The organism is Caballeronia sp. PC1 (assembly GCF_021353155.1).
Classification (GTDB): domain Bacteria; phylum Pseudomonadota; class Gammaproteobacteria; order Burkholderiales; family Burkholderiaceae; genus Caballeronia; species Caballeronia cordobensis.
Genome location: NZ_JAJUBH010000003.1, coordinates 1,115,574 through 1,137,747 on the forward strand (window position 1 = coordinate 1,115,574; position 22,174 = coordinate 1,137,747).

20 protein-coding genes and 1 pseudogene are annotated in these 22,174 nt (G+C 64.7%); 13 read left to right on the top strand and 8 right to left on the bottom strand.

Annotated elements, in window-relative coordinates; genetic code table 11:
• Positions 1 to 31 precede the first annotated feature (31 nt).
• The gene (locus LY284_RS29685) at positions 32 to 673 is read left to right on the top strand and encodes a hypothetical protein (protein ID WP_014252730.1); all 642 of its coding nucleotides are present in this window, start codon (positions 32 to 34) and stop codon (positions 671 to 673) included.
• A 180-nt stretch (positions 674 to 853) separates the two neighbouring features.
• Positions 854 to 2,071: an MFS transporter gene (locus tag LY284_RS29690; RefSeq protein WP_233389676.1), complete on the top strand. Its 1,218-nt coding sequence runs from the start codon at positions 854 to 856 to the stop codon at positions 2,069 to 2,071.
• Here the strand turns inward: LY284_RS29690 and LY284_RS29695 are convergent.
• Entirely contained in the window at positions 2,013 to 2,987 is a 975-nt protein-coding gene (locus tag LY284_RS29695) for a LysR family transcriptional regulator (RefSeq protein ID WP_041733477.1), read from the bottom strand. The genes LY284_RS29690 and LY284_RS29695 overlap by 59 nt on opposite strands.
• Before the next feature lie 127 nt (positions 2,988 to 3,114).
• On the opposite strand from LY284_RS29695, the gene LY284_RS29700 reads away from it, so the two are divergent.
• From LY284_RS29700 to LY284_RS29715, 4 genes are all read left to right on the top strand, one after another.
• Entirely contained in the window at positions 3,115 to 4,428 is a 1,314-nt protein-coding gene (locus LY284_RS29700; RefSeq protein ID WP_233389678.1) for an MFS transporter, read from the top strand.
• A gap of 34 nt (positions 4,429 to 4,462) precedes the next feature.
• Positions 4,463 to 5,968, top strand: coding sequence for a M81 family metallopeptidase (locus LY284_RS29705; RefSeq protein ID WP_233389680.1), 1,506 nt, complete (start codon positions 4,463 to 4,465; stop codon positions 5,966 to 5,968).
• Between the two features lie 61 nt (positions 5,969 to 6,029).
• Positions 6,030 to 7,049, top strand: a complete 1,020-nt coding sequence (locus LY284_RS29710; RefSeq protein ID WP_233389682.1) for an alpha/beta fold hydrolase — start codon at positions 6,030 to 6,032, stop codon at positions 7,047 to 7,049.
• Positions 7,050 to 7,299: 250 nt separating this feature from the next.
• A complete protein-coding gene (locus LY284_RS29715) occupies positions 7,300 to 9,276 on the top strand; it encodes a PhoX family phosphatase (protein ID WP_233389684.1) in 1,977 nt (658 codons plus the stop codon).
• A gap of 147 nt (positions 9,277 to 9,423) precedes the next feature.
• On the opposite strand, the gene LY284_RS29720 is transcribed toward LY284_RS29715, so the two are convergent.
• Entirely contained in the window at positions 9,424 to 9,639 is a 216-nt protein-coding gene (locus LY284_RS29720; protein WP_041733473.1) for a hypothetical protein, read from the bottom strand.
• A 173-nt stretch (positions 9,640 to 9,812) separates the two neighbouring features.
• Complete coding sequence (cadR, locus tag LY284_RS29725; protein ID WP_014252723.1) at positions 9,813 to 10,244, bottom strand: Cd(II)/Pb(II)-responsive transcriptional regulator; 432 nt, start codon at positions 10,242 to 10,244, stop codon at positions 9,813 to 9,815.
• Between the two features lie 87 nt (positions 10,245 to 10,331).
• Here cadR and LY284_RS29730 point away from each other — a divergent pair, with 87 nt between their 5' ends.
• The gene (locus LY284_RS29730) at positions 10,332 to 12,626 is read left to right on the top strand and encodes a heavy metal translocating P-type ATPase (RefSeq protein WP_375294304.1); all 2,295 of its coding nucleotides are present in this window, start codon (positions 10,332 to 10,334) and stop codon (positions 12,624 to 12,626) included.
• A gap of 86 nt (positions 12,627 to 12,712) precedes the next feature.
• Entirely contained in the window at positions 12,713 to 13,714 is a 1,002-nt protein-coding gene (locus LY284_RS29735) for a cation diffusion facilitator family transporter (RefSeq protein ID WP_233389686.1), read from the top strand.
• Positions 13,715 to 13,772: 58 nt separating this feature from the next.
• Here LY284_RS29735 and LY284_RS29740 read toward each other — a convergent pair whose 3' ends face one another.
• On the bottom strand, positions 13,773 to 14,522 hold the full coding sequence (locus tag LY284_RS29740) for an SDR family oxidoreductase (RefSeq protein ID WP_233389688.1): 750 nt from the start codon (positions 14,520 to 14,522) through the stop codon (positions 13,773 to 13,775).
• Between the two features lie 104 nt (positions 14,523 to 14,626).
• Between LY284_RS29740 and LY284_RS29745 the strand changes: the two genes are divergently transcribed.
• Entirely contained in the window at positions 14,627 to 16,096 is a 1,470-nt protein-coding gene (locus LY284_RS29745; protein ID WP_233389690.1) for a PLP-dependent aminotransferase family protein, read from the top strand.
• On the opposite strand, the gene LY284_RS29750 is transcribed toward LY284_RS29745, so the two are convergent.
• Both LY284_RS29750 and LY284_RS29755 read right to left on the bottom strand, forming a co-directional pair.
• Positions 16,093 to 16,707, bottom strand: coding sequence for an FMN-dependent NADH-azoreductase (locus LY284_RS29750; RefSeq protein ID WP_233389691.1), 615 nt, complete (start codon positions 16,705 to 16,707; stop codon positions 16,093 to 16,095). The two genes, LY284_RS29745 and LY284_RS29750, sit on opposite strands and share 4 nt — an antisense overlap.
• Entirely contained in the window at positions 16,704 to 17,165 is a 462-nt protein-coding gene (locus LY284_RS29755) for a GNAT family N-acetyltransferase (protein WP_233389693.1), read from the bottom strand. The genes LY284_RS29750 and LY284_RS29755 overlap by 4 nt, the downstream gene beginning before the upstream one ends.
• 219 nt (positions 17,166 to 17,384) lie before the next feature.
• Between LY284_RS29755 and lhpH the strand changes: the two genes are divergently transcribed.
• The 3 genes from lhpH to LY284_RS29770 all read left to right on the top strand — a co-directional run bounded on the left by lhpH (position 17,385) and on the right by LY284_RS29770 (position 19,358).
• Positions 17,385 to 18,392, top strand: a complete 1,008-nt coding sequence (gene lhpH / locus LY284_RS29760; protein WP_233389695.1) for a trans-3-hydroxy-L-proline dehydratase — start codon at positions 17,385 to 17,387, stop codon at positions 18,390 to 18,392.
• A 167-nt stretch (positions 18,393 to 18,559) separates the two neighbouring features.
• Entirely contained in the window at positions 18,560 to 18,853 is a 294-nt protein-coding gene (locus tag LY284_RS29765; RefSeq protein WP_233389697.1) for a DUF1330 domain-containing protein, read from the top strand.
• 13 nt (positions 18,854 to 18,866) lie between these two features.
• Positions 18,867 to 19,358, top strand: coding sequence for an MOSC domain-containing protein (locus tag LY284_RS29770; RefSeq protein WP_233389699.1), 492 nt, complete (start codon positions 18,867 to 18,869; stop codon positions 19,356 to 19,358).
• A 6-nt stretch (positions 19,359 to 19,364) separates the two neighbouring features.
• On the opposite strand, the gene LY284_RS29775 is transcribed toward LY284_RS29770, so the two are convergent.
• Positions 19,365 to 20,204: a MetQ/NlpA family lipoprotein gene (locus LY284_RS29775; RefSeq protein WP_045461467.1), complete on the bottom strand. Its 840-nt coding sequence runs from the start codon at positions 20,202 to 20,204 to the stop codon at positions 19,365 to 19,367.
• Between the two features lie 161 nt (positions 20,205 to 20,365).
• On the opposite strand from LY284_RS29775, the gene LY284_RS29780 reads away from it, so the two are divergent.
• Positions 20,366 to 20,698, top strand: a complete 333-nt coding sequence (locus tag LY284_RS29780; protein WP_233389701.1) for a DUF2322 family protein — start codon at positions 20,366 to 20,368, stop codon at positions 20,696 to 20,698.
• A gap of 62 nt (positions 20,699 to 20,760) precedes the next feature.
• On the opposite strand, the pseudogene LY284_RS29785 reads toward LY284_RS29780, so the two are convergent.
• Positions 20,761 to 22,161: pseudogene (locus tag LY284_RS29785) on the bottom strand (MFS transporter); the annotation flags it as partial.
• Positions 22,162 to 22,174 lie beyond the last annotated feature (13 nt).

A 22,174-nucleotide genomic window follows, 5' to 3' on the forward strand; every position in this document is an offset into this window, starting at 1 on the left:
CGTTATCATCGCCGCATTACGGAGAAAAGCGATGAAAACCGTATCGTTGCGTGTTGCGCTCGGATTGTCCGGCTTGATGGTCAGCGCGCTCGCGCTCGCGCAATCCGCGCCGCCGTGTACGGGCGCGAGCACGTCCGTTCAGGTGCGCGATTTCACCGCGGTTTCTTCGGGCAGTACGTCGCATTTCCCCGGCTCGCGGCTGCGCGCCGCGCGCAATACGATGCAGATCGAACAAAACGCATCGGCGCTGGCCGAAGGCATCGTCAGGGCGCTCAATGCGAAGGGCATCGCGGCGTGCCACCTGACGGCGCAAGCCGGATCGTCCGCGCCGCCCGCATCGGGCTGGCTCGTGACCGGCGAGTTCGACGAAACGCTGTCGTCGGGATTCGGCGGCGCCTTGCCGTCGATGGGTTCGTCGGACAAATCGCCCAACACGCACGTCACCGTGCAGCTCGCGAATCTCGCGGCGAGCCCCGACGCGCCGCTTTCGCAAATCGATACCAGCAGCCAGCTCAAAGGACAGAAATCGGCGGCGGCGCCCAAGCCCTACGGCGCGGCGGCGCGTTTCGTCATCCACAAGACCGAAGCCATTTCATCGCTCGATGCGCTCGCAAGCGCGATCGCGGACGAAATCGCGGCGCAAAAGACCAAGATGGAAAGCGGCGCGCAGTGACGCGCCGCTTCGTTCAAGCCTCCGAAGTGCTCGCGCTCCACGGCATCTGACGGCTCGCGGTTCATCACATAAGGCAGCAAGCGCCACCCCGCGCGCGAATCACAGCGCAAGAACTGGGGTGCGGGCGCACGGCGCATCCGTGACGATGAAGCCATCCGATCCCGCCACGGAGCACGCCCGATGCGCTTTCCCGCCGCTTTCCAACGCCTCGCCTGGTCGAACCTGCTCGCGCAATCGGCGGAGCAGATCGGCCTCGCCGCCGCGCCGCTCGCCGCCGTGTTCGCGCTCGGCGCGTCTGCCGCCGACATCGGCCTGCTGCAAAGCGCCCAGACGCTGCCGTTTCTGTTGCTCTCGATGCCCCTCGGCGTGCTCGCCGATCGCCGCTCGCGCCGCGCGCTGATGACCGCCGCCGAATGCGCCCGCGCGCTCGCCATGGCCTGCGTGCTGATGCTCGCGCTGTCGCACGCGTTGACGCTGCCGCTGCTCGCGCTGCTGGGCTTTATCGGCGCGACCGGCACCGTCGCCTACAACGTCGCCGCGCCCGCGCTCGTCCCGGCGCTGGTCGAACGCGCCGCGCTGCCCGCCGCGAACGGGCGCATCGAGCTCGCGCGCAGCGTCGCGTATTCGGCGGGGCCGGCCTTGGGCGGGCTCATCGTCGGATGGATCGGCGCAGGCTGGGCGTATGGCTGCGCGGCGGGCTTGTCGGCATCGGCGGCGATGCTGCTCGCGGGATTGCGCGAACCGCCGCGCCGTCCGGCCGTCGCGCGGCGCTTTCTGACGGAACTGCGCGAAGGCGCGCGTTTCGTCGCCGGCGATGCGCTGCTGCGCCCGATGCTCGCCACCGCCGTGTTCTTCAACATCGGCTTCTTCACCTTGCAGTCGATGTACGTGCCGTATGCGGTGCAGCGCCTGGGCCTGAGCGCATCGGCGGTCGGCGTGACGCTCGGCGCATACGGCGCCGGCATGGTGTGCGGCGCGCTCGCCGCGCCCGCGGTCGCGCGGCGCATGGCATTCGGCCGCATGCTGCTGGTCGGGCCGTTCTGCGGGCTGGCCGCATCGCTCGTGATGGTCGCGACGCTCGCTGTGCCGTCGTTCTGGCTCGCCGCATCGAGCTTCTTTCTGCTCGGCGCGGGGCCGATCCTGTGGACCGTCGGCTCGACGACGCTGCGCCAGGCCATCACGCCCGCGCACATGCTGGGCCGCGTATCGGCGCTCAACGGCACGGCGACCTACGGCGCGCGGCCGCTCGGCGCGCTCGCGGGCGCGGCGATCAGCGCGCGCTTCGGCATGGGGCCGTGCCTCGTCGCGGCGGCGCTCGCGTTCGCCGTGCAGGCGTGGATCATTTCGATGTCGCCGGCGGCGCGCCTCGCCGACGTGCCCGATTGCGCGGTGGTTTGACGGGCGCGCGCGCGAACATCGGCATTCGGCTCAGAATCCAGTCGAGCAATTCCTGCGGCCCGGCCGCGAGTGGACGCCCCGTCTTCACGAGCAGCTTCGCCTGCGCGCTTTCGAAAAGCGGATGCGCGATCGGCACCGTGGTCAGCTCGCCGCTCGCCAGCTCGCGATACGCGGCGAATTCGCCGATCAGCGTCATGAAGTTCTCCGCCGCGACGAAGCGTTTCAGCGCGCCGAGCGAATTCGTCGTGAGCGTCGGGCGGATCGCGAGGTTGTCGGTGGTTTCCAGCATCTTCACGACATGGCCGATGCCGAACGTAGGCGGCATCAGCGCGAGCGGATAGTCGAGCAGATCGCCGATCCGCGCGACGCCGCCGCGCGTCGCCAACGGATGATCGCGCCGCGCGAGCAGCACGACCGGCTGCGGCGAACTCGCGCGCACCTCGATACGCGCATGCGGCGGCGGATTGTACGCAAGCCCGATATGCGCGCGGCTTTGCGCGACTTCTTCGAGCAGATCGTCGACGGCGAGCATCTGCACGTCGATCTCCAGACGCGGGTAACGCGCGCAGAAGGGCGCGAGCACGTCATCGACGAGCGTATCGACATAGCCCTCGCTCACCGCGAGGCGAATCTCGCCCTGCTGCAATCCCTTCAGCGCGTGCAACTGGTCTTCGAGCTTTTCCTGCTGCGACCGATAGCCTCGCCAGAACTCCAGCAAATGAAACGCCGCTTCGGTCGGCCGCACGCCGCGCGCCTCGCGCTCGAAGAGCGTCGTGTCGAGTTCGTCCTCCAGCAGCCTGATTTGCCGCGCGATTACGGAAGGCGAGGTGTTCAGATGATCCGCGGCGCCGCGGATCGTGCCGTGCGCCAGCACTTCGTGAAAGTAACGCAGGCGTTGCTGATTGATTTCGCGCATGGTCGATGAATCCCGTGTGTTGCTCACAGAGCAACGATACGTGAACTTAGTTGCTCTTGCTCACATACTCGCACGCGCTCAACATGGTCTCACCCGAAAAACGGGGGAGACAATCAAGGAGACGCAGATGTCGACGATTCAGACCCTGCGAGGCGGCGATGCCGTTTCGGCGCTCTACAGCAGAATCAACTGGCGGCTCCTGCCGCTCCTGATCGCGTGTTACATGTTCGCTTATCTGGACCGCGTGAACGTGGGCTTCGCGAAGCTTCAGATGCAAAGCGATCTCGGCTTCTCCGACGCGGCGTACGGCGTCGGCGCGGGCATTTTCTTCATCGGTTACGTGCTCTTCGAGATTCCCAGCAATCTGATGCTGCCGAAGATCGGCGCGCGTCTCACCTTCAGCCGCATTCTCGTGCTGTGGGGCATCACGTCGGCGTGCATGCTCTTCGTGCACAACGTGCCCGCGTTCTACGCGATGCGCTTCCTGCTCGGCGTGTTCGAAGCGGGCTTCGCGCCGGGCATGATCTACTACCTCTCGAACTGGTACGGACCGAAGCGCATGGCGCGCGCGATCGCGCTCGTGTTCGTCGCGGGGCCGCTCGGCGGCGTGGTCGGCGGGCCGCTTTCGGCTTGGCTGATTTCGTCGCTCTCGGGAGTCGGCGGGCTGGCCGGCTGGCAATGGATGTTCCTCGTCGAAGGGCTGCCGTGCCTCGCGCTCGGCGCGCTCGTGTGGTTCAAGCTGGCGAACCGTCCCGCCGATGCACGCTGGCTCACGCAGGACGAAAAGCGTCTCGTCGAAGTGGAAGTCGGCGGTCATGGCAACGCGTCGCATCGCATCGAATCGTTCGCGGAAATCGCGAAGAATCCGCGCATCTATGTGCTGGCGCTTGCGTACTTCTGCATCATCTTCCCGATCTACGCGATCAGCTTCTGGCTGCCGACGCTCGTCAAGGAGCAGGGCGTGAGCGACACGCTGCGCCTCGGCTGGTATGTCGCGATTCCGTATGTCGCGGCCGCCGTCGCGATGTACGCCGCGGGCCGCCGTTCCGACCGCGTCGGCGAGCGCCGCTATCACAGCGCGCTGCCTGCGCTCGGCGCGGCCGTGCTGCTGACGCTGACGCCGTACGCATCCGGCAATCTCGCCGCCACGCTCACGCTGCTCACGCTCGCCACCGCCTGCATGTGGATGGCCTATACGGTCTTCTGGGCGATTCCCTCCGAGACCATCTCCGGTCCGGCTGCCGCGGGCGGCATTGCGCTCATCAACACGATCGGCCTGTCGGGCGGCTTCTGGGGTCCGGCCGTGTTCGGCTGGGTCAAGTCCGCAACGGGCAGCACGCACGGCGGATTGCTCGTGATGGCGTGCATGGCCGCGCTCTCGTGCGTGCTGATCCTCGCGAACAAGCGCAGGGGGGCTGCTGCGGAAACCCGCACGGCCTGACATCATTCAATCGAACCGGAAAACGACACTCACCATGAAGATCCTCATCGCAGGTTTCCAGCACGAGACGAACACCTTTGCGCCGACCAAGGCGAGCTATCAGAGCTTCATTCAGGGCGAAGGCTTCCCGCCGATGGCGCACGGCGACGATGTGCTCAAGCTGCGCGACGTGAACGTGCCGATCGGCGGCTTCATTCAATGGGCCGAAGCGCAAGGTCACGAACTCATTCCGGTGATCTGGGCGGGCGCGAGCGCCTCGGCGCATGTGACGGAAGACGCCTATGAACGCATCGCGGGCGCGATCGTGGAACGTGTGCGGGCGGGCGGCTTCGATGCGATCTATCTCGATCTGCACGGCGCGATGGTCGCCGAGCATCTCGACGACGGCGAAGGCGAGCTGCTCTCGCGTGTGCGCGGCATCGTCGGCGACGACATGCCGCTCGTCGTCTCGCTCGATCTTCACGCGAACGTCACCGCGCGCATGGTGGAACTGGCCGATGCGCTGGTCGCGTATCGCACGTATCCGCATGTGGATATGGCCGAGACGGGCTTGCGCGCCGCGCATCTGCTGGCGCAGCGGATCGAGCATGGCAAGCGCTTCGCGAGTGCGATGCGCCGCATTCCCTTCCTGATTCCGGTGAACGGCATGTGCACGCTCGTCGAGCCGGCGCGCGGCATGTACGGCATGCTCGAAGCGCTCGAAAAAGACGTGGTGTCGCTCTCGTTCGCGCCGGGTTTTCCGGCATCCGATTTCGATGAATGCGGCCCGGTGTTCTGGGGCTACGCGCTCGATCAGGATGCGGCGGAACGTGCGGTGGACGCGCTGTATACGCAACTCGTGGACAACGAAGCACGCTGGGACGTGCCGTTCCTCTCGCCCGACGAAGCCGCGCGCGAAGCCATCGAGGCGAGCCGCGCCGCGACGAAGCCCGTGATCATCGCGGACACGCAGGACAATCCCGGCGTCGGCGGCGATTCGAACACCATGGGCATGGTCCGCGCGCTCCTGCGCAACGGCGCGCGCGACGCGGCAGTCGGCGTGATCTGGGACGAGCGCGCGGCGCGGGCGGCGCATCGTGCGGGCGTCGGCGCGCGCATCGCGCTTGCGCTCGGCGGGGGCTCGAACGTGCCGGGCGACTCACCGCTCGAAGGCGAGTTCGAAGTCGAGTATCTGTCCGACGGGCACTTCCGCTTCGACGGCCCGATGCTCAACGGCATGTCGGGCGAGCTCGGGCCGACGGCGTGCCTGCGTATCGACGGCGTGCGCATCGCCGTGAGCAGCATCAAGATGCAGGTGTTCGACCGCAATCTCTTTCGCGTTGCGGGTATCGAGCCCGAGCGCATGAAGATTCTCGTCAACAAGAGCTCGGTGCATTTTCGCGCGGACTTCGAGCCGATCGCCGAGCGCATTCTCGTGGCGAAAGCGCCCGGCCCGATGGCCGCCGATCCGGCCGATCTGCCGTGGCGCAATCTCGATGCGCGCATGCGCGTGCGCCCGATGGGACCGACGCTCGCGGCGCTGCGGGCATCGGCTGCATAACGTGACGTGAGGTGACGTGCTTTCCCGCCAACTGAACAACATCAAAAAGGAGAAATGCGATATGACGGATCAGATCAACGCGTGGCGCCGCCGCTTCATCGGCACGACGATCGCGAGCGTCGGCGCGATGCAGCTCGGTTTCAGCGATCTCGTGCGCGCGCAGACCACGCGGCCCGCGAAGGCCGACTTCGCGCCGCTTCGCCAGATCGACGCGGGCACGCTGAACGTCGGCTATGCGGAAGCCGGGCCGGCGAACGGTCCCGCGGTGATCCTGCTGCACGGCTGGCCTTACGACATCTACAGCTTCGCCGAAGTCGCGCCGATGCTCGCGGCGCAGGGTTATCGCGTGATCGTGCCGTATCTGCGCGGCTACGGCACGACGCGCTTTCTCTCCGCCGACACGCCGCGCAACGGGCAGCAGGCGGTGGTCGCGGTCGATATCATCGCGCTCATGGATGCGCTGAAGATCCAGAAGGCCGCGTTCGGCGCGTTCGACTGGGGCGCGCGCACGGCGAACATCATCGCGGCCCTGTGGCCCGAGCGCGTCCGCTCGATGGTGTCGGTGAGCGGCTATCTGATCGGCAGCCAGCAGGCGAATCGCGCGCCCTTGCCGCCGAAGGCCGAGTTCGCGTGGTGGTATCAGTTCTACTTCGCGACCGAGCGCGGCCAGGCGGGTTACGAGGCGAATCGCCACGATTTCAACAAGCTGATCTGGCAACTCGCCTCGCCGAAATGGAACTTCGACGACGCGACCTATGACCGTTCGGCGAAGTCGTTCGAGAATCCGGATCATGTCGCCGTGGTGATTCACAACTATCGCTGGCGGCTCGGGCTCGCGCAGGGCGAAGCGCAATACGACGCGCTCGAGCAGCGTCTTGCGACCGCGCCGACAATCGGCGTGCCCACGATCACGATGGAAGGCGACGCCAACGGCGCGCCGCATCCCGATCCCGCGGCGTATGCGAAGAAGTTCACGGGGAAGTACATGCATCGGAACGTCGCGGGCGGGATCGGACACAACCTGCCGCAAGAAGCGCCCAAGGCATTCGCCGATGCGGTGATCGACGCGGACCGCATGTAAGCCAGCACAAAACGTCAGCCGAAGTGCGATTTTGTTCGCCTTCGGCTTGCGCGTCTTCGCGAACTGAAGACAGGGCAGCCGATGCGCAGCCCTTTCAGGCCATAAACAGAACTATTACGTCAGCCTGTCAAACGATTTTCACATTCATTTCCTACAGTAGCGCGTCAACCGGCACGTCGGGCCGCAACGGCCCGAAAGAAAGACGTTCATCGCCGGTACACAAACCACAATCAAGGAAATGAAACCACACATGGCGCAGTCACTCGACCTTTCCCGCCGCAAAGCCCTGAAGATTCTCGCCGGCGCGCCGATGCTGCCGCTCGGCGGCGCGGCCACCGCGGCGCTGCTCACGGCCGCGTGCGGCGGCAGCGACAGCAACGCCGCCACGCCCGCGCCCGTGTCGAACGCCGCGTTCACCACGGCCACGTTCACCGGCATGGCGGCACCTTCGCTGGCCGATCCCGCCGCGATGGCGAAAACCACGGTCGCCTCGACGATGACCGTGAACTTCAGCGACGGCAGCAACCGCGCGTACAAGCTCGCGTATCAGCCGTTCTTCATGACGGGCGATACCGTGCCGAACACGGCGGGCGGCACGATCGTCGCGGGCGGCTACTTCGATATCGCCAATCAGCCGATCATCGACCGCTCGGCGGCGGGCAAGGAGCGTCAGTTCTTCTCGGACTGCCCGGACGGCACCTCGCTCATCAAGATCGACAACGCGACGGTGAAAGGCGTGAAGGGCAACGCCGTGTTCGCGGTCGTGCAGTTCGAATACGCCACGCGCGACCAGAGCACGGCCAGCATGTACGGCCGCCTGCCGTCGCCGATCGCCGTGCTCACGCTCGACCAGGATCCGTCGACGGGCAAGCTCACGCTCGTGAGCTACGCGAACGTCGACACGTCGAAGGCGCACGGCCTGTGGATCACGTGCGGCGCGAGCCTCTCGCCGTGGAACACGCATCTTTCGAGCGAAGAGTACGAGCCGGACGCCGCGCTCGCCTCGACCGATGCTCAGTTCAAGGCCTACAGCAAGAACCTCTATGGCGACGAAACCAAAGCGCGTCCGTATCACTATGGCCACGTGCCCGAAGTCACCGTGCATCCGGACGGCACGGGCACGATCAAGAAGCACTATTGTCTCGGGCGCATTTCGCACGAACTGATTCAGGTGATGCCCGACCAGCGCACCGTGATGATGGGCGACGACGCCACCAACGGCGGCGTCTTCATGTTCGTCGCGGACCGCCAAGCGGATCTTTCCGCGGGCACGCTTTACGTCGCGAAGTGCGCGCAGACCTCGTCGGCGGGCGCGGGCTCGGCCACGCTGACGTGGATGAACCTCGGTCACGCGACGAGCGACGAGATCGAGAATCTCGCCAACACGCTGACCATCGCCGATATCATGGATGTCGTCACCGACGAGAAAGTCGGCGCGACGCTGGATGCGAGCTACACGCGCATCCACTTCAGCGGCAAGTACAACTGGATTCGCATCAAACCGGGCATGGAGAAGGCGGCCGCGTTCCTGGAAACGCACCGCTACGCCGCGCTGCGCGGCGCGAGCATGAGCTTCACGAAGCTCGAAGGCACGACGGTCGATGCGAAGAGCAAGGTCGTCTACACGGCCATGTCGCAGATCGTTTCGTCGATGATCAAGGGCAACGCGCATTCGGTGGATATCGCGCTCGACAAGGCCATCAACGCGGGCGCCGTGTATGCGCTCAACCTGAAGGGCGGCCAGCGCGATCTCGCGGGCGCCGCGATCGACAGCGAATGGGTGCCGGTGGACATGGCCGCGCCCGCCGCGCTCGTCGGCGAGGATCTCGCTTCCGCCGATGCGCTCGGCAATCTGTCGAACCCGGAGCGCATCGCGAATCCCGACAACCTGAAGTTCTCGGAGAAGCTGCGCACGCTCTTCATCGGCGAGGACAGCGGCCGTCACGTCAACAACTTCCTGTGGGCGTACAACGTCGATACCAAGTCGCTGACGCGCATTCTGTCGACGCCGTCGGGCGCGGAATCGACGGGCCTGCACGCGGTCGACGAGATCAACGGCTGGACCTACATCATGAGCAACTTCCAGCACGCGGGCGACTGGGAAGCCGCGCTGCATGGCAAGGTGCAGGCGACGCTCGATCCGCTCATCCGCGCGAACTACAAGGATCGCTTTGGCGCGGCGGTGGGGTATCTGACGGCGGATTTGACGTCGATCAGGCTCGCCTGACGAGGCGGCGCAGCGGCAGCGAGGCATCGCGCCTCGCTTGGCCGATGCAGCCTCAATGCGTACTTTTCGATCGTCGCTGAAAAAAGAAACGCCGCGAACAGTAGTCGCGGCGTCGCCATTTAACCCGATCGAAACGCGCCCGGCGCGCTATGCGAAAGCCCGGCATCCCTGCTCGAAATCGATGAACTCGGTGCCCGCGGCAATCGCAAAGCGGATCGCTTCCTCGACGTTGGGGAAGTGGCCAGGCAGTCTCACGGACCGCTCCATTCCGTTCAAGTCCTGAATGCGCGCCGTCGCGGCGAAACTGTCGCCGTGACGAACCGCTGCGGGCGTGACCATCATGTCCCTGTAGCTGAAAACCATTGCTCTCTCTGTCGATTGTGACCGGCGCGCGCCGGGCGGCGCAAAACGCTTTCCCGGATGTCGATGAAGACCCGGACGATCGTCCGGCCCCTTCTGTTTCCGAGTTATCGGCATCGGCAAATGTTTCTTTACAGGGAACACTTACGCGGGTTTTCGTATGATTTTTGGCGCGGTTAGCCCAGATGAGTCGTGCGCGGCTTCGGCGCGATCGTTTCCATCGATGTCAGACCTTGCACGATGCCGCACTGCTCGACGGCCGCGCCGCCGCCGCATCGCTGCCTGAGCGACGTCAGTTGCTGGCGCAGATGCGTGAGCTCGGCGATCCGCTCATCCACGTGCACGATGTGATCGTCCACGAGCGCGTTCACGCTCTCGCAAGTGCCGGACGGGTCGTCGGATGCGACCAGCAGCGCCCGCACTTCGTCGTGCGTCATGTCGAGCGCGCGGCAATTCCGGATGAAACGAAGCCGGTCGACGTGGCTTGCGGTGTAACTGCGATAGTTCGCGCCGTTTCGCTCGGGCGGAGCCAGCAGCCCTTCCTTCTCGTAGAAACGGATGGTCTCGGTCGTGCAGTTCGCCAGTTTCGCGAGTTCCCCGATTCTCATGGTTGGCGTCCTTCCTTAAAAAGTCCTTGACCTTGAAGCAACTTCAAGGTGTGTACTGCGAGCATACAGCAGAATAAGGATACGGCCATGACACACGAAGACAAGACGATGGGGCAAGACGCGTGCGGCGAAACCGCGTGCTGCGGCGCGGCCGAACGGCACGAGCACGGCGCGCACGATCATCACGGCCACGATCATTCGCACGATTCGCATGGCCACGGTCACGACGATAAGTGCGGTGGCGCGGCGCCAGCCTCCTTCGAGGCGCTTGCCGGAACCGTTGCCGTCGGCGCTTCGGTTCGCACCCAGATGCGCATCCTGCAGATGGACTGCCCGACCGAGGAAGCGCTCATCCGCAAAAAGCTGGGCGGCATGCCGGAAGTCGCCGAGCTTGAGTTCAATCTGATGCAGCGGGTCTTGACGGTGGTGCACCAGCCCGACGGGCTGGATGCCATCGTCAAGGCGCTCGGCACGCTCGGGTTCAAGCCGGAGCTCGGCGACGCGCCGCAGGCCGCGCCGGAAGTCCGCAAGCCCTGGTGGCCGCTCGCGACGGCAGTCGTGGCCGCCGTCGGTTCCGAGGCCGCCAGTTGGGCGGGCGCGCCCGTCTGGGCCGTCGCGGCGCTCGCGCTCGCGGCCGTCGCCTGTTCGGGGCTCGGCACCTACAAGAAAGGCTGGATCGCCGTCCGGAACCGCAACCTCAACATCAATGCGCTGATGAGCATCGCCGTGACGGGCGCGCTGCTGCTCGGCCAATGGCCCGAGGCCGCGATGGTGATGGTGCTTTTCACCATCGCCGAACTCATCGAGGCGAAGTCGCTGGACCGTGCGCGCAATGCGATTCAGGGACTCATGCGCCTCGCCCCCGAAAAAGCCACCGTGAAACAGGCCGATGGCGCGTGGATCGAGGTCGAAGCGTCGACGATTGCGCCCGGTGCGCTCGTGCGCGTCAAGCCGGGCGAGCGGATCGGGCTTGACGGGGAGATCGTGAGCGGCCGCTCGACCGTGAATCAGGCGCCGATCACCGGCGAGAGCCTGCCCGTCGACAAGGCGGAGGGCGATGCCGTGTTCGCCGGCACCATCAACGAGGCAGGTTCGTTCGAATATCGAGTGACGGCGGCGGCCAACAACACGACGCTCGCGCGCATCATCCACGCGGTCGAGGAAGCGCAGGGCGCGAAGGCGCCGACGCAACGCTTCGTCGACCGGTTTGCGCGCGTCTATACGCCGATCGTTTTCATGCTGGCGGTGGGCGTTGCCGTCATTCCGCCGCTGTTCTTCGCGGGCGCGTGGTTCGACTGGATCTACAAGGCGCTGGTGCTGCTCGTGATCGCCTGCCCGTGCGCGCTGGTGATTTCCACGCCCGTCACCATTGTCAGCGGCCTTGCCGCCGCGGCGCGTCACGGCATTCTGGTAAAGGGCGGCACGTATCTCGAACAGGGCCGCAAGCTCGCCTGGCTGGCGCTCGACAAGACCGGCACGATCACGCACGGCAAGCCCGTGCAGACCGAATTCGAACTGCGCGCAACCGATATCGACAGCGCGACAGTACGCTCGATTGCGGCGAGTCTCGCGGGCCGCTCGGATCATCCGGTGTCGTCGGCAATCGCGCGGGCGGCGGCTGCGCAGGGCGTCGCCCGGCTGGAAGTCGATGCGTTCGAGGCCATTGCGGGCCGGGGCGTCGCGGGCGTCGTGAATGGACGGCGCTATGCGCTCGGCAATCATCGGCTCGTCGAAGAGTCCGGCCGTTGCTCGACCGAGCTCGAAGCCCGTCTGGATGCGCTGGAGCGCGAGGGCAAGACGGTCGTGATGCTGATCGACCAGACACGCGTGCTCGGTCTCTTCGCGGTGGCCGATACCGTGAAGGACAGCAGCAAGGACGCCATCGCCGGTCTGCACGCGCTCGGCGTTCGCACGGCGATGCTGACCGGCGACAATCCCCACACGGCGGCGGCGATCGCGGCGCAGGTCGGCATCGATCGCGCGGAAGGCAATCAGCTTCCCGAGGACAAGCTCGCCGTCGTGAAGACGCTATCGAACCGCGGCGCGATGGTGGGCATGGTCGGCGACGGCATCAACGATGCGCCGGCGCTTGCGCAAGCCGATATCGGCTTCGCGATGGGCGCGATGGGAACGGATACCGCCATCGAAACCGCCGACGTCGCGCTGATGGACGACGACCTGCGCAAGATACCGACGTTCATCCGGCTGTCGAGGGCGACACACGGCATTCTCGTGCAGAACATCACGCTGGCGCTGGGGATCAAGGCGGTGTTCCTCGCGTTGACCATCGCCGGTTTGGGCACCATGTGGATGGCCGTGTTCGCCGATGTCGGCGCGAGTCTGCTGGTCGTCGCCAATGGACTGCGATTGCTTCGGAAATAGAACGGCCTGCATTGATTTAATCGGATCGGTTGCCGCTTCCTGATCGAACTAGAATATCGATTCGAGCTTGCTCAAGGAACGCGCCAATGGCATCCCAACACACGCACGAGGACGGACACGACCATCGCCACGAGGGCCATGACCATGAGCACGGTCATGGTCATGGTCATGCCGGCCATAACCATCTGCATGGCGTGAGCGACCAGCGGCGCATCGGCTGGGCCTTCGTGATCATTGCGATATTCATGCTGGTCGAAGTTGCCGGCGGCGTGATTTCCGGTTCGCTGGCGCTGCTGGCGGATGCGGGTCACATGGTGAGCGACGCCGCGGCGCTGGGTTTTAGCTGGACCGCGATTCACTATGGGAAACGGCCCGCGACTGAACAACTTTCGTTCGGCTACAAACGCCTCGAGATTCTCGCGGCGTTCGTCAACGGTTGCGCGCTGTTCGTGATTGCCGCGTGGATCGTGATCGAAGCCGCTCAGCGTTTCGCTTCACCCGTGCCGGTCATCGGCAAGACGATGCTGATTGTTGCGATAGCCGGGCTGCTCGCCAATATCGCGGCATTCGCCGTGCTGCATGGCGGGAACCGGGAGAACCTGAATCTGCGTGGCGCGTGGCTTCATGTGCTCGGCGATATGCTGGGCTCCGTGGCGGCCATCGTCGCGGCGGTCGTGATTCTGTGGACAGGCTGGACGCCTATCGATCCGCTGCTGTCCATCTTCGTCGCCGTGATCATTCTCAAGAGCGCGTGGGGCATCGTTAAATCGTCCGCGCACATTCTGCTGGAAGGTACGCCGGAAGGCGTGAATCTGATCGACATCAAGACCGATCTGGAGAGCAACGTGCCCGAAGTGGAGAACGCTCACCACATCCACGCGTGGTCGATCACCGGAGAGCAGCACATGGTGACCTTGCACGTTCATCCGGCAGCGGGCACGAATGCGCGCGAAGTGGTGCTTTCGGTTCAGCGGAGACTGGCGGTGCAGTTCAACATTCAGCATGTCACGGTTCAGGTGGAACACGACGAATGCGTCGACGAACATTCGACGACGCGTCATGGCAACGATACGTCGAGGGTCGTCTGAGCGTTTAGGCCGACTGCGCTTAACGCCTCGCGCGAGGCGAGGCGTTAGAGGGCATGACTTACGAACCCGCGCGGCCGAGCCAGTCGGCCAGCGCGATCTTGCCACGGCGCGCAATGCCCGTCGGCACGAGCGACTCTTCCTCGACCGTGCCACCGAAGTAGGTCGCCTTCGGATCGGGAACGATCTCGCGCGTATCGCCCTGCGCCTTCAGATACCGGCCGACGATCTGATGCAGCGGCGCACGGTCCGGCCCGGCGATATCGACGATGCCGTTCAACGGCGCTTCGAGCGCGACATCCGCCACGATGGCCGCGACATCGTCCGCCGCGATCGGCTGGAACTGTCCCGTCGAGAGATGCACCTTGCCGTCCTGCATGCCCGCATCGGCAATGCCGCCGAGGAACTCCATGAACTGCGTCGCGCGGACAATGGAATACGGCACGCCCGATGTCTCGATGAGCTTTTCCTGCGCGACTTTCGCGACGAAGTAGCCGTTGTCCGGCATGCGGTCCGTGCCGACGATCGACAGCGCGACATGATGCGCGACGCCCGCTTCGGCTTCGGCCTTCACGAGATTCGTGGTCGAGGCGCGGAAGAACGCCAGCACGTCGTCCGGCGCCCACGAAGGCGCGTTCGCGACATCGACCACCACTTGCGCGCCGCGCAGCGCTTCGCCCAGTCCTTCGCCCGTCACCGAATTTACGCCGCTGCGCGGCGATGCGGCGATGGCCTCATGACCCTTCTCACGCAGAATCGCAACGACTTTAGCGCCGATCAAACCCGAACCGCCGATCACGACAACCTTCATGATGCACCTCGCTCAGAAAAGTGAAAGTGATGCCATTGTGCGAGAATCATGGCTTAGCAAGAAGGGACAAGAATCATCGATCGCACTAGTCCATGAACCGCGCCATGTCCAAAGCCGAAATCACGCTGACGATCGAAATCGACCGGCACGAGGCGTCGCCCATTTATCTGCAGATATGCGAACGCTTCAAAGCAGCGATCTCGGCCGGCCATCTGAAGCCGGGCGATCGGGTGCCCGCCTTGCGCGGCCTCGCGACGCAACTGAATACTGCGCGCGGCACAGTCGAAATGGCCTATAACATTCTCGTCGATGAGGGTTATTTGCAGATGCGCGGCGCGGCGGGCACGTTCGTGTCGTCGTCGCTGCCGGGCGCGGTTACGGCGGGTGCGGCGCGCAAGACTCGCGAGCGCACGCATGCGCCGCGCATCAGGCGGCCCGCGCCCACCGCCGATATCGGCAACGACGCGAAGCCGCTGCGGCCCGGATTGCCCGCGCTCGATGCCTTTCCGCGCAAGGTCTGGAGCCGGCTCGTTTCAGCTCGCGCAAAAAGCGGCGACCTCGCAACGCTCACGTATCCCGATCCATCCGGCTATCGCCCGCTGAGGGAGCGCATCGCGACGTATCTCGGCCTGTCGCGCGGCGTCGAGTGCGTGCCGGAGCAGGTCTTCGTGACGAACGGCTATCGCGCCTCGCTCGAACTCATCTTGCGCAGTCTCGCGAAGCCGGAGGATCGCGCGTGGTTCGAAGAGCCAGGCTATCTGCTCGCGCGTAACTTTCTCGCCGATGCGGCCATGCACCTCGCGCCGGTCCCTATCGATCACGAAGGGCTCGACGTCGATGCGGGCATCGCGCTCTGTAACGAAGCGCGTTTCGCGTTCGTCACGCCTTCGCATCAGAGTCCGCTCGGCGTGACGCTGTCGCTCGCGCGGCGCATGAAGCTGCTCGACTGGGCGAGCCGCGCGGGAAGCTGGATCGTCGAAGACGATTACGACAGCGAGTTCCGCTACGTGGGCCGGCCGCTGCCCGCGCTGAAGAGCCTCGACCGCGACGATCGCGTGATCTATTGCGGCACCTTCAGCAAAGTGCTGTTTCCGGGCCTGCGGCTTTCCTACGTGGTCGCGCCGGAGCGGGCCGCCGCGCGCTTCGACCAGCTCACGAAGAACATGAACGCGGGCTCCCCGCATCTCTATCAGGCGGCGGTAGCGGACTTCATCGCGCAAGGGCATTTCGCGCGGCATCTGAAGCGCATGCGCGCGCTCTATGCCGAGCGGCGCATGCTGCTCGCGGATGCAATCAGAAAGGCGTTCGGCGATAGAGTGAGCATCGACCTTCCGACCGGCGGCATGCATCTCGTCGCGATCTTCCGGGCGGGGCGCAACGGGCCTGTCGACGACATGGCGATGGCCGCGCGCGCACGCGAAGCAGGGCTCGCGGTGCTCGCGCTATCGGCGTGGTATCTGAATGCGCGCGCGCGGCACACGTTGCGCGGGATCGTCGTCGGCTTCGCGAATGTCGCCGATGCCGACGAAGCCGCGCGTCTTTCGCGCATGCTACGGCGCGCATACGACGGTTAGATCGCGAGGGCGTCCGATGCGAACAAGGCGTGACGCGCGATCTCGCCGCGCGCGGCGTCCAGCGCTTGCTCCGCCGCATCGTCGCCGCGAATCAGCCCTTGCAGCAGCAGAAAATGCAGGCTGTGCAAGCCGATGGAACCGAGCGCATAACGCAGATACGGCGTGAGGAAATCCCGCTGCCGCGCGTTCTCGCCGCAATGGAAACCGCCCGAGCCGACGATCACGAACGTGGGCCGGTCGCGCATGAGGCCGACCTTGCCTTCGGGCGTCGCCGCGAACGTGCGATGAATCCGCAGCACGTAGTCGATCCATAGCTTCAACGCGGCGGGCACGGTGAAGTTATGCATCGGCGTGTTGATGATGAGCGCATCGGTGGTTTCGATCTCGCGGATCAACTGCTCGGACACGTCGAACGAGCGCGTATCCGGTTCGCGCGAGATGACGGCACGCGCATAGTCCTGCGTGAGCGGCGGCAGCGGCATGGCGGCGAGATCGCGTTCGACGGTTTCCGCGCGCGCGCTCTTGCCCAGCGCACCGAGCATCTCGCGCGCGAGGCGATAACCGTGGCTGTTCTCGCCGTGCGGGCTGGCGTTGACGAAGAGCACTTTCATGACGCGTTCTCCCCGTGCTGAGCGAGGGGTTCGACGAAATGCATGCCTTTCGCGAGCAGGCCGTTGCGATAGTAGAAGCGCTGCGCAAGCGCCATGTGCAGGCCGGTGTCGAGCACGAAATGCGCGCAGCGCGAATGGCGCGCGATCTCGCGCACGCGGTCGAGCAGGCCCGCGCCGATACCCCCGCGCTGCAGCCGCGACGTGACGACGAGATCGTCGACATACACGAAACGTCCGTACAGCGTATTCGTTTGCGTGCGATAGCCGGCGAGGCCGAGAATCGCGCCGTCTTCGTCGCAGGCCGCGAGCAGACGATAACTCTCTTCGCGTTGACGGCGCATCTGCGCGCAGAACGCGTTCGCGTCCGTGAGGTGCGGGCGCAGCTCCTTCATGACGTCGAAGGCGCGCGTCCAGTCGTCGGGCGTGTCGAGATGCCGGTAGGTAATCGATGAGTCCATGCGTGTTCTCCGCGTTGCATATCACATACGATAGCGGCGCGATGACACAGGCTGAAGAGCCAAGAATCGAGCGTCGGACTGGGCCAAGATGCGGCTCGCGGTGGCGGACCTCGTCGTCATGAAAGAAGAAGGGCGGCTGCTCGAACCGATCGACGATTGACTTCGTAGCGCCAGCTCGTTTAGGGTCGATGCTATCTGCCCCGCAACCACGGAACTCGCATGAAAATTTCACGCACCATTTCCACCGTCGAAGTCCATACCGGAGGCGAGGCGTTCCGCATCGTGACGAGCGGGCTTCCGCGTTTGCCGGGCGACACGATCGTGAAGCGCCGCGCATGGCTCAAGGAGAACGCCGACGAGATCCGCAAAGCGTTGATGTTCGAGCCGCGCGGCCACGCCGATATGTACGGCGGCTATCTCACCGAGCCGGTCACGCCGGGCGCGGACTTTGGCATCATCTTCCTTCACAACGAAGGATATAGCGATCACTGTGGCCATGGCGTGATCGCACTGTCCACCGCGGCGGTCGAACTGGGCTGGGTTCAGCGGCAGATTCCCGAGACGCGCATCGGCATCGATGCGCCGTGCGGCTTTATCGAAGCGTTCGTGCAATGGGACGGCGAGCATGCGGGCAACGTGCGCTTCGTCAACGTGCCGTCGTTCATCTGGAAGCGGGATGTCGCCGTCGAAACGCCTTCCTTCGGCACGGTGAAAGGCGACATTGCGTTCGGCGGCGCGTTTTACTTCTATACCGATGGCGCACCGCACGGTCTGGAAGTTCGCGAGTCGTCCGTCGAAGCGCTCATCCGTTTCGGCGCCGAGGTCAAGGAAGCCGCCAACAAGGCCTATCCGGTCGAGCATCCCGACATTCCGGAGATCAACCACATCTACGGCACCATCATTGCCGGCGCGCCGCGGCATGAAGGGTCCACGCAGGCGAATTGCTGCGTGTTCGCCGACCGGGAAGTGGACCGCTCGCCGACAGGCTCGGGCACCGGCGGGCGCGTCGCGCAGCTTTATCTGCGCGGCGAACTGCGCAAGGGCGAGACGCTCGTGAACGAATCGATCATCGGCACGGTGTTCAAGGGACGGGTGCTCGGCGAGACGACGGTCGGCGACTTCGAGGCGGTGATTCCCGAAGTCGAAGGCAACGCCTATGTGTGCGGCTTCGCCAACTGGATCGTGGACGAGCGCGATCCGCTGACGTACGGTTTTCTCGTCCGATAGGCTTCATCGAGCGACCTTAGTCCGACGCGAAGAATTGGCCCGCTTCATCACGATTCGCGATCGACAATATCGGCGGGCGTTGTATTGCTGATGGAAAGTTGCCATGCATCGCGGAACCCTTTATCTTGCGCGAAGCGACTCGACGATCTCTTTCCGGAGCACATCGCATGAAAGGCTATTGGATCATTCTCGGCACCAGCGTCACGGATCAGGAGGCGCAGAAGACATACGGCGCGTTATGGGCGCCGATTGCGCAAAAGTATCAGGCGAAGCTCAAGACCGTCGATGCGTCTTCCGTGCTGAGAGAGGCGCGCGATGCGCAGCGCGTGCTCGTCGTCGAGTTTCCGTCTCACGAAGCGGCGGTCGCGTGTTACGAAGACCCCGCGTATCAGGAAGCGAAGCAGTTCGCTTTGCAGGCTTCGAAGCGCGAATTGCTCATCGTCGCGGGCGAGCTTGCATAGCCGTTGAGACGCCATGCCGCTCAATCCCGATTCGCCGCTTGCACGACTCATGAATGCGCCGGTAAAGCCGGGCCGTGTCATCTGGATCGGGTTGCGCGTGTCGCGGCGCGCGCCGTTGCAGGTGGTCGAATCGGCGCTGGCATTGGCGGGCGCGGGACTCGACGGCGATCACTACAGCCGCAAGGAGGGCAGCAGGCAGGTCACGTTGATTCAGGCGGAAAGCCTGCGCGCGATCGCCAGCCATCTCGGGCTCGACGAGGTATCGCCCGGCGGTCTGCGCCGCAATATCGTCACGTCGGGCATCAATCTGAACGCGCTGAAAGACCGGCGCTTTCGCATCGGCGATGCGGTGCTCGAAGCGAGCGGGGAGTGTCATCCCTGCTCGCGCATGGAAGAGACCTTCGGCGTGGGCGGCTATAACGCGGTGCGCGGTTTTGGCGGCATCACGGCGCGCGTCATCGAAGGCGGCACGATCGCGCTCGCGAACGCGATCGTGCCGTGCTGAGTGAGCTTATTTGCCTGACGCGATCTGCGGCGCGCCTTCCCATGCGGGCAATGTCGCGCCGTGATAAACGGTCAGAATCGCCGAGGCGACATTCGCCTGCTGATAGCTTTCGACGAGCGTCTTCACCCACGGCGCCTGCGCATCTTTCGCATTGACGGCAATGAAGTTGCGATACGGATTGCCCGGCACCTTCTCCTGCGCAATGCGTTCCTGCGGAATCTTGATGCCCGCCTTGATCGCCCAGTCCGTGTTGACCACGGCCGCGTCGAGATCGCCGATCGCGCGCCCGACGATGCCCGCATCGAGCTCCTTGATCTGCACATGCTTCGGGTTGCTCGCGATATCGCGCGCGGTCGGCAAGAGGCCGACGTTGTCGCGCAGCTTGATGATGCCGTTCGCCTGAAGCAGCAGGAGCGCGCGGCCTTCGTTGCTCGGATCGTTCGGCACGCCGATGGCCGCGTTCTGCGGCAGATCCGCCACGGATTTCACCTTGCGCGAGTACAGGCCGATAGGCTGCACATACGTATAGCCGACAGGCACGATGTCGTAATGGCGTGCCTGAATCTGCGCGTCGAGATAGGGTTTGTGCTGGAACGAATTGGCGTCGAGATCGTGTTGCGCGAGCGCTTCGTTGGGTTGCGTGTAGTCCGCGAAAGTCGTGACCTTGACCGTGATGCCGTGCTTCGCCGCGTTCGCCGCGACCGCGCGCCATACGTCTTCGTCTTCGCCCGACATGATGCCGACCCGAACCGTCTTGTCGGCGGCATTGGCGGGCAGCATGCTGGCGACACCGCATGCGAGCAGCATGGAAAGCAGTGCGGATTTGATTGGCGTGGAGAGCTTCATGATGCGGACTTCGGCAGTGGAAAGAGCCCCGATGCTAGAGGTCTGCGCGCGGCGCGCCAAATAATATCGAGCGCTATCGATATGAGCGTTCGACGAATGATCTTCCCGCGATCGGCTAAGATACGGCGCCCCGAATCATCACTCATAACATGGAGCTTTCCGTGATCCAGCCGAACGACGTATTCAAGGACAACCTGGCCCAGATGCCCGCCATCGAAGGCATCGAGCGCATCGATCTGGTCGATGGCAAAGGCGAAGTCGTCGCGAGCATCGAGAACAAGCCGGGCAAGCAAGGCTCGCTCGCGGTCTATCATTATCTGCAGCAGGCGTTCGGCACGCTCGACGCCAAAGCCGCCGCGCATGGTCTCGCCGTGTTCGCCGAACATACCGCCGATGCACGCAACCGGCCGGGCGCGCATCCGAACGTGGATCGCCTGCTCGACATCGCCAATGGCGGCGAGCCGCTGCGCATCGACGTGATTCGCGCGAGCTAAAGCCAAAAAGACAAAAAGGCAACCCGCAAAGGTTGCCTCTTCGATCAGAGAAAATGCGGCGCTCAGACCGGCCGCAGTTCCACGCGTTTGATTTCCTTCACGATCACGAGATAGCTGAACACCGTGATCAGCGCGTTGATGCCGACGAACGCCAGCGCGCCGTTGAACGAGCCCGACTGCGCGACGAGATAGCCGATCACGATCGGCGTCACGATGCCCGCCACGTTGCCGAACATGTTGAAGATCGAGCCCGACAGCCCGATGGCTTCTTTCGGCGACGTATCCGCGACCACGGCCCAGCCCAATGCGCCGATACCCTTGCCGAAGAACGCGAGCGACATCAGCGCGACCACGACCCAGTCCGTATCGACATAGTTGCAGCCGATGATGCACGACGAAAGCAGCATGCCGCCGACGATCGGCAGCTTGCGTGCGAAGGTCAGCGACTTGCCGCGGCGGATCAGGCCATCGGAAATCACGCCGCCGAGCACGCCGCCCGTGAAGCCGCAGATCGCGGGCAGCGAGGCGACGAATCCCGCCTGCAGGATCGTCATGTGACGCGCCTGCACGAGATAGATCGGGAACCACGTCAGGAAGAAGTACGTGAGCACGTTGATGCAGTATTGCGCGAGATACACGCCGAGCAGCATGCGGTTGGTGAGCAGTTGCTTCACGACCGGCCAGCCGACCGTGTTCGACTTCGCGCGCGCGCCCGTTCCCGCGCGCTGATGCCCGCGCACCAGGCCGCCGCCTTCCTCGATATGGTCGAGTTCCTGCTTGTTCACGCGCGGATGGTCCACCGGATTCTTCATCACGGAGAGCCACGTGAGCGCGAGCGCGAGACCCGCGACGCCCATCACGATATACACGTGATGCCAGCCGAACGCGTGTGTGAGCCACGCCATCAATGGCGTGAAGACGACAGCGGCGAAATACTGCGCGGAGTTGAAGATCGCCGATGCGGTGCCGCGTTCCTGCGTCGGGAACCAGCTTGCCACGACTTTCGCGTTGGCCGGAAACGCCGGCGCTTCGGCCGCGCCCATCGCGAAACGCAGCACGAAAAGCGCCGTCACCGCGGTCGCCGCGCTGCCGAGCAGGCCGATCGAGCTTTGCAGCAGCGTGAAGAGCGACCACAGGAAAATGCTCGCCGCATACACGCGCCGCGCGCCGAAGCGGTCGAGCAGCCAGCCCGCGGGCACTTGCGAGAGCACATACGCCCAGCTGAACGCCGAGAAGATGTAGCCCATGCGGATCGCGTCGAAACCGAATTCGGCGCGCATCGCGGAGCCGGTCACGGACAAGGTCGCGCGGTCCGCGTAGTTGAACGTCGTGATCACGAAGATCAGCAACAGAATGAGATAGCGCACGCGCGTGCGCTTCATGACCTCCGCGGGATTCGCGGCGCGGCTCATCGACATGGCCTTTCTCCTTGACTCTCGATACATCAAGGGCCGCATATGGCGGCCCTTTGTCCGA